Origin of the sequence: Mesorhizobium sp. CA8 (assembly GCF_020164955.1) — a bacterium.
Classification (GTDB): Bacteria; Pseudomonadota; Alphaproteobacteria; order Rhizobiales; family Rhizobiaceae; genus Mesorhizobium.
Genome location: NZ_JAIUHG010000005.1, coordinates 266,123 through 277,334, shown reverse-complemented (window position 1 = coordinate 277,334; position 11,212 = coordinate 266,123). Strand labels below are relative to the sequence as shown.

Genomic DNA, 11,212 nt, shown 5'->3' with positions numbered 1-11,212 from the left:
GCGTGAACCGCTTCGACGCAAACTGAAGCGGACAAATGATGTGCTACCAAACCGGACAACTTGATTAGCTACCGACAGCCCGGGCCCTTCCTTACCTCATTCCGGCATGGCTGATTTCACCGCTTCAAGCGTGCTCTCCGATCACCTGTCCCGCCTTTTTCCAGTCGCCCGTGGTGTTCCACCAGCGGTTCGGATTGGCGCGGTCGTCCAGACCCTTGGAACGGCTGGCGAGCAGTGGCTGGATGCGGATGACGGGCTCCTGGTAGGAATGGGCCTGGAAAATCACCTCGACGACACGGGCAGCGAGCGCCTGGTCGTCGGCGATCTCGAACGACACTTCGACGGTGCCGGGCCGTCGGCGCAGTTCGGTCTCGGCGCCGGCGGCGGCGCCTTCGAGCGGCCGGTAGCGCTCGATGCCTTGCGCCGACTGATAGGCGTTGGCGTCATACTTGCCCATGCGCAGCGGCGTGATCGCCACCACGGCCTCCATGATGCGCTCGACATTGGCGGCCGGCGCCTGGAATGTGACGAGCAGAAGCAGTTCCATCCTGAGGGATCTGGTTTCAAAGCCGCTGTCGACCATCGCAATTCTCCTACCTCGCGTGAGAGGCCGGTTATAGCGGGGTGTTGCTGACACGGTGATGTCAGGATGCCCGACGCTTCGGCGGCATTTGCCTAAAGAATCTTGCGCACCAGCCTGACCAGGATCAGAGCCATGTAGGCGGCGAAGAAAAAGGCCAGCGACCAGCCGAAGCCGGATGGGCCGAAGGCATCCATGCCGATGCCGATCGCCTGCGGACCCAGCACCATGCCGACACCATAGCAAAGCACGAAGGCGGCATTGGCCGATGCCAACTCATGGCCGGAAAGCTGGGAACCGAGATGGGCAAGGCCGATCGTATACATGGCGGCGACGACGCCGCCCCAGACGAACAGAAGGGCCGCCATCAGATGCCAGTTCTGCGCGAAGAACGGCATGAAGACGGTGCCGACAAGGCCGACGGTGGCGCAGGCCAGAAGCAGGTAGCGGCGGTCCGAGATGCGGTCGCTGATCATGCCGATCGGGATCTGCAGGAGCACGTTGCCAAGCCCGATCATGGTCAGCAGGAGCGCTGCGTCGGCCTCGGAATAGCCGATCCGGCTGCCATAGACGGGGAACAGCGAGAAACCGCCGGTCTCGACCGCGCCGAAGACAAGCACGGCGAAGGTCGCCGTCGGCACCAGCCAAATGTAGCGCAGGAAATGGCTGGTCTCGCTGTCGGCGACGATGCTCGGGCTCTCGTTGCGGGCCGCGAGCACCGGAATGGCGGCAAGCGTCACCAGCGCTATGGTAACGCCGAATGGCAGGAAGCCCGAACTGCCGAGATGGGCGAACAGCCAGGGTCCGGCGGCAAAGCCGAGTGACAAAACGGTGGCGTAGATGCCAAGCACAAGGCCCCGCCGGTTCGGCGGGGCGGAGGTGCTGATCCAGAATTCCGACAGGATGAACAGCACCGTCAGGGAGATGTGCAGGGCGACGCGGAGCGGGAACCACATCCAGAAATCCGGCGCGAAATGGAAACCGACAAAGGCGAGCGCGCCGATGGCGATCATCAAAAGCATCGTCCAGGCGACGCCGAGCCGCATGGCAAGCGGCGTGGCCAAAGGCGCGCCGGCGATCGAGGCGAGGCCGGCGACGGCGGTGTTGAGGCCGATCATCGAAGCCGAATGGCCGCGGCTTTCCAGAATGACGCTGAGCAGCGGCATGCCGAGGCCGATGGCGATGCCGACGACGCTGATCGAGGAGATCGCCGCGACCATCGGCAGCCAGTGTACGCGTTCGTCGCCCTGTTGTTGGGTATCGACCGTCATGGGATCAAAATGCTCTGCTTCTAAAGGACTTCGCGGACAAAGCGGTTGCGGACGAGCCGGAAGAACGGCACGGCACCCCCCGGCCGCAGCAAGGGATCGCCGGCAAGCCGACTTTCCAGTTCTTCCAGGATCATGCCGGTAATGTCGGGGATGTCGGCCTTGCGGGCGTCGGCAAGCGGCAGCCAGACGAGTTCCTCCAGCTCGTTGGTCGGGCCGCCGCCGGGCAGTTCCACCGCAACGTGGTGGCGCCAGGCGCTGAAGAAACGCGTGTCGAAACGGCGCACGCGATTGGGCGGGGTGATGGCGCGGGCGATGAAGCGGAGCACGTCCAGCGACGGGATAACGCCATGTTCGGCGAAACCCTGCCAGTCGCGCTTCGCGGTCGAGAAGGCGCCCTTACGGCCGATCAGAAGGCCGGCTTCCTCATAGGTCTCGCGAATCGCCGACAGGGCGATTGCCCGCGCCCGCGCCGCGCTGGCTTGGCCGGGGCCGGCGACCAGCTTTTTCTCTTCTTCGCCGCGCAGAGGCGCGCCGACAGGAATGCGGCTGTCCGCAGGATCGGTGCGGCCGCCGGGAAAGACGAATTTGCCGGGCATGAAGGCATGCCCGGCATGGCGCCGGCCCATCAGCACCAGGACGTCCTTGTCCCGGCGGTCGAGCAGAATGAGGGTCGCGGCATCACGCGGACGCAGCGCCCGGCCGCTGCGCACGGCCAAGCCTTTATCGAGCTTGTCGACATCCGCCTTGGTCATTCCTTCCATGCGCCCGACCTAGCGGAAACTTCCTCGATGTGAAAGTGGCTTGCGCGTCGCGGCTTTTGAACCAGGGTGGACGATGGCGCGACCTGGCTTATGATTGGCCCTCGAATTCGTCCTTCTCGTCGCCGAAGCCGTGCATATAAAATGCCCATTGCAGGCCGATGACAGCCCCCTTGACCGGTTGCAGCAGCGTGACGGCCAGAATAACGGTCAGCGGCACCCAGATCAGCGCGTGCTGCCGGGTCGACAGCGTGGTGGTCGCCTCCACTGCCATGAAGGAGCCGACCACGATGTGGCCGACAATGACGATGACCAGATAGGCAGGCAGGTCGTCCGCGCGATGGTGGTGCAACTCCTCGCCGCAGACTTCGCACCTGTCTGCGGGCTTCACGAACGCGCGGAACAGCTTTCCCTTGCCGCAATGCGGGCAGCGACCGAGCAAGCCGCGCTTCATCGCCGTCCATAGTGGACGCGCGATACGGCCCGAATGGTGCTCGCCGCCGAAAACCTGTTCTTCCACTTGGAAGTTACCTGGCATTACCGTCTCCTGCCGCGCGGACCGACGCGCGATTGCGACGCGCGGGCGCGGCCCTTGGCCTTGTGGAATGACCGCTTCGAGCCGGGCAGGGGCTTCGGGTCGGTCAGCATCTCGAAACGCATCGCGCCGGCCATCGGCGCGACCTCGACCAGCCGAACCTCGACACGATCGGCAAGCTGATAGCCCTTGCCGGTGCGTTCCCCGTACAGCGATCGGGCGGTTTCGTCGTAGATATAGTAGTCGCCGCCCAGAGTTGACACCGGAATAAAGCCGTCGGCGCCATACTGCGGCAATTGGACAAAGAGTCCCGCCTTGGTGACGCCGGAAATGCGCGCGTCGAAGGTGTCGTTGACGCGCTCGGCGAGATAGGCGGCGATCAGCCGGTCGACCGTATCGCGCTCGGCGGCCATGGCGCGCCGTTCCGTGGCCGAGATCAGCGCGGCGACCTCCTCCAGCCGGTCCGCCTCCTGCTGCGTCAGGCCGCCGGGACCGAGACCAAGTGCCGCGATCAACCCGCGGTGCACGATCAGATCGGCATAGCGGCGGATCGGCGAGGTGAAATGCGCGTAACGCCTGAGGTTGAGGCCGAAATGGCCAATGTTCTTCGGCGAGTACTCCGCCTGGCTCTGCGAGCGCAGCACCACTTCGTTGACCAGCGCCTCATTGTCGGCACCGCGCACCTGCTCCAGAATGCCGTTGAACTGGCTGGGCCGCATCTGCGCGCCGCGTGCCAGCGACAGGCTGAGCGTTTGCAGGAATTCGCGCAGCGATTCCTGCTTGGCGAGCGAAGGCGCGTCATGGATGCGGTAGACGAGGGGCTCTTTCTTGCCCTCCAAGGTCTCGGCCGCCGCGACATTGGCCTGGATCATGAACTCCTCGATGAGCTTATGCGCGTCGAGGCGCTCCGGCACGATGACGCGGTCGACCGTGCCGTCGGGCTTCAGCAGGATCTTGCGCTCCGGCAGGTCGAGCTCCAGCGGCTGGCGGGAGTCGCGGCCGCGCTTCAGCACAGCATAGGCGTCCCAGAGCGGCTTCAGGACGCCGTTGAGGATCGGCCGCGTCTTGTCGTCGGGCACGCCGTCGATCGCGGCCTGCGCCTGCGGATAGGCGAGCTTGGCGGCCGACTTCATCATGACGCGGTGGAAGGAGTGCTTGAGCTTGCGGCCTTCCGAGGAGAAGGTCATGCGCACGGCGATGGCCGGACGATCCTCGCCCTCGCGCAGCGAGCAGAGGTCGTTGGAGATGCGTTCGGGTAGCATCGGCACGACCCGGTCCGGGAAATAGACCGAATTGCCGCGCCTCAAGGCTTCGCGGTCGAGCGGCGTGCCGTAGCGGACATAGGCTGCGACATCAGCGATCGCCACGGTGATCACAACGCCGCCGGGATTCTTCTCGTCCGTGTCGGGCGTGGCGAAGACCGCGTCGTCATGGTCCTTGGCATCGGCCGGATCGATAGTCACCAGCGGCAGGTCGCGCCAATCCTCGCGGTGATCGAGCGTCGCCGGTTTCACCGCTTCGGCCTCGGCAATCACGTCCGCCGGAAAGATATGCGGAATGTCGTGGGCATGGATGGCGATCATCGAGACCGCCTTTTCGCTGCTCAAGGATCCCAGCACCACCAGCACTTTTGCCCTGGGCAGTCCGTAACGGGATGCGCGCGCCGGCTCGACCTCGACGAGGTCGCCGTTCCTGGCGCCGTTCTGGAATTCCTTGTCGACGATCAACTCCGGCTGGCGCCGCTCGACCGGCTCGATGCGGAACGTGCCGTCCTTCAATGCGCGGAAGACGCCGAGCACCGCATCGCTGCGCTTCTCGAAGATCTTCATCACCCGCCCGGTATAGGCTGGGCCTGACGGATCGTCGGTCGGGAAGGTTTTTGCGAGCACGCGGTCGCCGATGCCCGGCACGGGGCCGCTGGCGCTGCGCGAAATGCGGATGGCAATGACGGGCGGAGAACCGGCGCCGGTATATTCGCTCGGATTGGCCAAAAGCACGCCGTCATCGTCGCGGCCGAAAATATCGAGCACGGCGACGTGAGGCACGGCGCCCGCGCGGCTGAGGCGCTTGCGCTCCTTGGTCAGCAGGCCTTCGTCCTGCAGGTCGCGCAACATCTCTTTCAGCCAGACACGATCCCCGCCGCGCAGGGCGAAGGCCTTGGCGATCTCGCGCTTGCCGGAGCGGTCCGGATTTTCGGCGATGTAGCGCAGGATCTCGTCGCGCGAGGGCCGGTAATCGTCCTTGACCACCTTGGCCCTCGTGTCGGCGTGGCGCGGATCGCCGTGGCTTCTTGCGGAGATCCTGCGCGCCACGTCCTGCTACCCCTTCTTCGCCGCCCTGCGGAAGGGCTTTTTGCCGCCTCCGCCCTTGGCTTCCTTTTCGGCGATAAGGCCAAGCGCCTCTTCCATCGTCACCGATTGCGGGTCCTTGCCCTTGGGCAGCGTCGCATTGACCTTGCCGTAATTGACGTAGGGACCATATTTGCCGTCGCGCACGACGATCTTGCCCCCGCCATCGGGATGGTCGCCAAGCTCTTTCAGGGCCGCCGGCGTGGCGCCGTTGCGGCCGCCCTTGCCCTTCTGCTGCTTCTCGGCGATCACCGAGACGGCGCGGTTCAGGCCGATCGAGAACACGTCCTCGATGCTCTCCAGATTGGCGTAGGTGCCGTCATGCAGCACGAACGGGCCATATCGCCCGAGGCCGGCCGAGATCATCTTGCCGGTTTCGGGATGTTTTCCCACATCGCGCGGCAGGGCCAGCAGCGCCAGCGCCTTCTCGTGGTCGATCGACTCGGGCGTCCAGCCCTTGGGTAGGCTCGATCGCTTGGCTTCCTTGCCTTCGCCGCGTTGAATATAGGGCCCGAAGCGGCCGCTCCTCAGCGTGATTTCCTCGGCCGTGTAAGGATCTTTGCCGAGCAGCTTGACGCCGTCCTCGCCATTGCCGTTCTCGCCATTGGGATTGGCGGCGTCGCCGAGCTGGCGGGTGTAGGAGCATTCAGGATAGTTCGAGCAGCCGACAAATGCGCCGAACTTGCCGAGCTTCAGCGAGAGATTGCCGGTGCCGCATTTCGGGCAGATGCGCGGGTTGGAACCGTCCTCGCGCTCCGGGAAGACCAGGGGCGCGAGCTCTTCGTTGAGCGCATCGAGCACGTCGGCGACGCGCAGTTCCTTGATGTCGTCGACGGCGCCGGAGAAATCCTTCCAGAAGTCGCGCAGGACGTCTTTCCAAGCGAGCTTGCCGTCGGAAATCTCGTCGAGCTTCTCCTCAAGCGAGGCCGTGAAGTCGTACTCGACATAGCGCTCGAAGAAGCTTTCGAGAAAGGCCGAGAGCAGCCGGCCCTTGGCCTGCGGCACCAGCTTGCGGCGGTCTATGGTGACGTAGTCGCGGTCCTCCAGCGTCTTCAGGATCGCGGTGTAGGTCGACGGCCGGCCGATGCCCAGCTCTTCCAGCTTCTTGATCAGCGACGCCTCGGAGTAGCGCGGCGGCGGCTCGGTGGTGTGCTGGGTCGCGTTGATCGCCTGACGGGCAAGCTGCTCGCCGGAACGGATCTCGGGCAGGCGGCGGCTCTCCTCGTCCTCGGCGTCCTCGTCCTTCTGGTCGGTATAGGCGGCAATGAAGCCGTCGAAGCGGACGACCGAGCCGATCGCGCGCAGCTCCGCGGTGCGGGCGCCGTTGACGGCCTCGATCTCGACCGTGGTGCGTTCGATCTCGGCCGGCTGCATCTGGCTGGCAATGGCGCGCTTCCAGATCAGCTCGTAGAGCCGGGCCTGGTCGGCATCGAGATATTGCCGAACGGAAGCCGGCGTGCGCTTGAAATCGGTCGGCCGGATCGCCTCGTGGGCTTCCTGGGCGTTCTTGGCCTTGGTGGTGTAGAAACGCGGCTTCTCCGGCAGGTATTTGGCGCCGAACTCGCTGACGATGGCGTTGCGGGCGGCCTCGATCGCCTCCGGCGCCATCTGCACGCCGTCGGTTCGCATATAGGTGATGAGTCCGGCGGTCTCGCCGCCGACATCCATGCCTTCATAGAGTCTTTGCGCCACCTGCATGGTGCGGTTGGCCGAGAAACCGAGGCCTGACGAGGCGGCCTGCTGCAGCGTCGAGGTGGTGAAGGGCGGGCCGGGATTGCGTTTTGTCGGCTTGGCTTCGACCGACAATGCCTTGAAGGTCGCGCCTTCGAGCATCGCCTTGATGTCGTCGGCCTGAGCCTTGTTGGCGATGTCGAGCTTTTGCAGCTTCTTGCCGGCGAAGGCGGTCAGCCGCGCCTCGAAACTGTCGTTGCGCGGGGTGCCGAGGATGGCTGCGATCTGCCAGTATTCCTCGCGGATGAAGCGCTCGATCTCGGATTCGCGGTCGCAGACCAGGCGCAGCGCCACGGACTGGACGCGGCCGGCGGAGCGGGCGCCCGGCAGCTTGCGCCACAGCACCGGCGAGAGCGTGAAGCCGACGAGATAGTCGAGCGCACGGCGGGCGAGATAGGCGTCGACCAGCGGCGCGTCGATCTGGCGCGGATTGGCCATGGCATCGAGCACCGAGGCCTTGGTGATGGCGTTGAAGACGACCCGGCTGACCGGCTTGTCCTTCAGCGCGCGCTTCTGCTTCAGGACTTCCAGCACATGCCAGGAAATCGCTTCGCCCTCGCGATCCGGGTCGGTGGCGAGGATCAGCCCATCGGCATCCTTGACCGCCTTGGCGATGTCGGCGAGGCGCTTGCCGGACGCGGTGTCGACCGACCAGGACATGGCGAAGTCTTCGTCGGGCCGCACCGAGCCGTCCTTGGCCGGCAGATCGCGGACATGGCCGAACGAGGCCAGAACCTTATAGTTCTTGCCCAGATATTTGTTGATTGTCTTCGCCTTGGCCGGCGATTCGACGACGACGACGTCCATGAGGTCTCTTAATCAGCTGTGAGGTGGCGGAAGAACTCCGCGACGCACGACGAAATCCCACTCTTTTCGTCGCTCACATGGCCGTGCTTTTGCAATCGGTCAAGGGGAAGCGGCCAATTTGGGAAGCGGCCGCGGACGATACACTCTTAGAGTGTATGGCAAAGATCACATTTTTTGGGATGGAGGATGCACGCCGCGAACCGGGCGGACGACCGGTAAAGACGACCGGCTGCCGGATCAAGGGAGCCGGCAGCCGGAGCATTCAACAGCGTTGCCTCAGTCGGCCTTGACCACGTGCCAGGCGCCGGCGGCGCCTTCGCCGGTCATGTCGCCGGCTTTCTTGTCCTTGACGAAGGTATAGACCGGCTTGCCGTCATAGGCCCACATCTTGGTGCCGTCTTTGCGCTCGACGATCGTCCATTCGTCGTCCGCCTTGGCGCTGGCCTCGGCCTTCAGCGGCGGCCAGTTGGTGGCGCATTTGTCATAGCAATTGGACTTGCCCTTCTCGTCCTTGTCGAAGGTATAGAGCGTCATGCCCTTGGCGTCGGTATAGATCTTGGTGCCGCCCGCTTCGGCTTCCTTCCAGGCTTCCGCGGCCTGGGATGCGGCGGTGCCCAGCAGTAGCGCGGCAAACCCGAGTGCGATTGCTTTCACGATAGTCTCCCTGAAAACAAGCGCGCGGCAGTCGCGCGCTTGTTCGGTCAACGCGTCGGGATGCCTGTTTCTTCCTGCGGCGAAGCGCGACGTGCCACACAATGGTGATTGGCAGGGGCGTGCCCGCATCGCTATATCGACGCCAGCAATCGGGACTCATTGGATGGTATTGGACATCGGCTATGTCAGCGCGGTCGGGGCAGGGGCGATCTCGTTCCTGTCGCCTTGCGTGCTGCCGCTGGTGCCGCCCTATCTCTGCTACATGGCCGGCGTTTCGGTTGAGGATTTCCGCGGCAATCAGAGTGTCACGGCGAAGGAAGGCGCGCGCGGCGCGCTGCTTTATGCGTCTTTGGCCTTCGTGCTCGGCTTTTCCACCGTGTTCGTGGCGCTCGGCGCCGGCGCCTCGACCATCGGGCGGCTGCTGCGCGTCTGGCAGGAACCGCTGGCGATGGCGGCGGGCGTGCTGATCATCATCATGGGCCTGAACTTCCTTAGCATCCTGCGCATTCCGCTTCTGTCGCGCGAGGCGCGCTTCCAATCGCAGGGCAAGCCGGCGAGCATGATCGCGGCCTATGTGATGGGGCTGGCCTTCGCTTTCGGCTGGACGCCCTGCATCGGCCCGGTGCTTGGGCCGATCCTGACTTTGGCCGGCGGGCGCGAGACCGTGGGCGAAGGCGCGCTTCTGCTTGCCGCCTATTCGCTCGGCCTCGGCATCCCGTTCCTGATCGCGGCGCTGTTTTCCGGCGCCTTCATGCGCTTCCTCGGCAAATTCCGCGTCCATCTCGGCCGCGTCGAGAAGGCGATCGGCGCGCTTCTGGTCGTCGCCGGCGTGTTTTTCCTCACCGGCGGCGTGCAGAGCGCGTCCTACTGGCTGCTGGAGAATTTTCCGGTGCTTGGGCGGCTGGGATAATCTTCGTTGCGCGCAGCATCGAACTGTGGACGTGCTGATTAAAAGTAGTTGCTCCAGCATCTCACCGGAATTTAACCGCATTGGTGCAGCATGGCCTGCGCTGTTAACATGCGTTGATTCAAACCTTTTTCATATGGTTGCCCATCCATGAGCCAGAGATCCTGCCTGTCTGTCATCCTCGCCGCCGGCGAAGGCACGCGCATGAAAAGCGCGATGCCCAAGGTGCTGCATGCCATTGCCGGCCTGCCGATGATGGCTCACGTCGTGAAAGCCGCTGAGGCTGCCGGCGCGACCGGCGTGGTGCTGGTGATCGGCCACGGCGCAGACGAGATGCGCAAGGCGGTGCAGAAATTCGCGCCGAAGGCGGAGACTTTCGTGCAGGAGAAGCGGCTTGGTACCGCGCATGCGGTCCTTGCCGCGCGTGAAGCGATATCAAAGGGTTATGACGATATTCTCGTGATGTTCGGCGACACGCCGCTGATCGATGCGCAGGCGTTGGCCGCAGCGCGGCAGAAGCTGGCGGAGGGTGCCGCCGTCGCGGTCATCGGCTTCCGTCCGCCAAGCCCAGCCGGCTACGGCCGGTTGATTGAAAAGAGCGGTCATCTCATCGCCATCCGCGAGGAAAAAGACTGCTCCGACGAGGAGAAGAAGATCGGCTTCTGCAACGCCGGCATGATGGCGGTGACGGGCAAGCATGCGTTGCGGCTGCTCGACAAGGTCGGCACCAAGAACGCCAAGGGCGAATTCTACCTCACCGACATCGTCGAGATCGCCGGCGCGGAAGGTCTCGACGTAGTGGCGACGGAAGAGAGTTTCGAAAGCGCGCTCGGCATCAACAACCGGGCCGAGCTCGCCGAGGCGGAAGCGATCTGGCAGGCGCGCCGCCGGCGCGAGGCGATGCTGTCCGGAGTTACCCTGATCGCGCCCGAAACCGTCTATTTCTCGCACGATACCGAAATCGGCACTGACACCATCGTCGAGCCGAATGTCTGGTTCGGGCCGGGCGTCAAGATCGCGTCGGGCGCCAAGATCCGTGCTTTCAGCCATATCGAGGGCGCAACGATCGCCTCAAATTGCGATGTCGGGCCGTTCGCCCGGCTGCGGCCGGGCGCGGATCTTCGAAACAAGGCAAAGGTCGGCAATTTCTGCGAGGTCAAGCAGGCCACGATCGAAGAGGGCGCCAAGGTCAACCATCTGACCTACATCGGCGATGCACGCGTGGGTGCCGCGGCCAATATCGGCGCCGGCACCATCACCTGCAATTATGACGGCTACTCGAAATTCTTCACCGATATCGGCGAGGGCGCCTTTGTCGGCTCGAATTCCTCGCTGGTGGCGCCGGTCTCGATCGGCAAGGGCGGGTACATCGCTTCCGGCAGCGTGATCACCGAAAGCGTGCCCGACGATGCGCTGGCCTTCGGCCGCGCCCGCCAGAAGACGATTCCCGGCAAGGGCAAGGAGTTGCGCGAGCGCCTCGCTTCGGCCGCCGCGGCGCGGAAGAAGGCTGCGGCGGAATAGCGAGCAGGGACTGAGGATCAGGAAGAACAGCGGCAGCGCGGATAGCGTCTCAAGGCCGCCTTGCGCGATTCAGCATGGATCGTCATTTGGAGGATGACGC

General features: G+C 64.4%; 9 protein-coding genes. 2 read left to right on the top strand and 7 right to left on the bottom strand.

The genetic code is table 11. The features are described from left to right. Positions 1-124 precede the first annotated feature (124 nt). The 7 genes from LB553_RS08510 to LB553_RS08480 form a co-directional block, all read right to left on the bottom strand. Positions 125-583: a hypothetical protein gene (locus tag LB553_RS08510; RefSeq protein WP_224512276.1), complete on the bottom strand. Its 459-nt coding sequence runs from the start codon at positions 581-583 to the stop codon at positions 125-127. Positions 584-675: 92 nt separating this feature from the next. Beyond that, positions 676-1,851 carry an MFS transporter gene (locus tag LB553_RS08505; RefSeq protein WP_224512275.1) on the bottom strand — a complete coding sequence of 392 codons (1,176 nt, stop codon included), beginning with the start codon at positions 1,849-1,851 and terminating at the stop codon, positions 676-678. Between the two features lie 20 nt (positions 1,852-1,871). Then, positions 1,872-2,612: an NUDIX hydrolase gene (locus LB553_RS08500; RefSeq protein WP_224512274.1), complete on the bottom strand. Its 741-nt coding sequence runs from the start codon at positions 2,610-2,612 to the stop codon at positions 1,872-1,874. 88 nt (positions 2,613-2,700) lie between these two features. Further along, complete coding sequence (locus LB553_RS08495; protein WP_224512273.1) at positions 2,701-3,147, bottom strand: DUF983 domain-containing protein; 447 nt, start codon at positions 3,145-3,147, stop codon at positions 2,701-2,703. Continuing rightward, positions 3,147-5,456 carry a ribonuclease R gene (gene rnr / locus LB553_RS08490; RefSeq protein WP_224512272.1) on the bottom strand — a complete coding sequence of 770 codons (2,310 nt, stop codon included), beginning with the start codon at positions 5,454-5,456 and terminating at the stop codon, positions 3,147-3,149. Before rnr ends, LB553_RS08495 begins: the two co-directional genes overlap by 1 nt. A 6-nt stretch (positions 5,457-5,462) precedes the next feature. Beyond that, complete coding sequence (gene topA, locus LB553_RS08485; protein ID WP_224512270.1) at positions 5,463-8,030, bottom strand: type I DNA topoisomerase; 2,568 nt, start codon at positions 8,028-8,030, stop codon at positions 5,463-5,465. Positions 8,031-8,306: 276 nt separating this feature from the next. Continuing rightward, positions 8,307-8,684, bottom strand: coding sequence for a hypothetical protein (locus LB553_RS08480; RefSeq protein ID WP_224512268.1), 378 nt, complete (start codon positions 8,682-8,684; stop codon positions 8,307-8,309). Between the two features lie 163 nt (positions 8,685-8,847). Between LB553_RS08480 and LB553_RS08475 the strand changes: the two genes are divergently transcribed. Beyond that, on the top strand, positions 8,848-9,594 hold the full coding sequence (locus tag LB553_RS08475) for a cytochrome c biogenesis CcdA family protein (RefSeq protein WP_224512266.1): 747 nt from the start codon (positions 8,848-8,850) through the stop codon (positions 9,592-9,594). Positions 9,595-9,741: 147 nt separating this feature from the next. After that, positions 9,742-11,112 (top strand): bifunctional UDP-N-acetylglucosamine diphosphorylase/glucosamine-1-phosphate N-acetyltransferase GlmU, encoded by a 1,371-nt coding sequence (gene glmU / locus LB553_RS08470; protein ID WP_224512265.1) that lies wholly within the window; start codon positions 9,742-9,744, stop codon positions 11,110-11,112. Positions 11,113-11,212: the final 100 nt, after the last annotated feature.

Excerpts from the sequence above, each read along its gene's own strand:
- topA (WP_224512270.1), bottom strand. The coding sequence starts at position 8,030 with ATGGACGTCGTCGTCGTCGAATCGCCGGCCAAGGCGAAGACAATCAAC.
- LB553_RS08475 (WP_224512266.1), top strand. The coding sequence starts at position 8,848 with ATGGTATTGGACATCGGCTATGTCAGCGCGGTCGGGGCAGGGGCGATC.
- LB553_RS08500 (WP_224512274.1), bottom strand. The coding sequence starts at position 2,612 with ATGGAAGGAATGACCAAGGCGGATGTCGACAAGCTCGATAAAGGCTTG.
- LB553_RS08505 (WP_224512275.1), bottom strand. The coding sequence starts at position 1,851 with ATGACGGTCGATACCCAACAACAGGGCGACGAACGCGTACACTGGCTG.
- LB553_RS08510 (WP_224512276.1), bottom strand. The coding sequence starts at position 583 with ATGGTCGACAGCGGCTTTGAAACCAGATCCCTCAGGATGGAACTGCTT.
- glmU (WP_224512265.1), top strand. The coding sequence starts at position 9,742 with ATGAGCCAGAGATCCTGCCTGTCTGTCATCCTCGCCGCCGGCGAAGGC.
- LB553_RS08495 (WP_224512273.1), bottom strand. The coding sequence starts at position 3,147 with ATGCCAGGTAACTTCCAAGTGGAAGAACAGGTTTTCGGCGGCGAGCAC.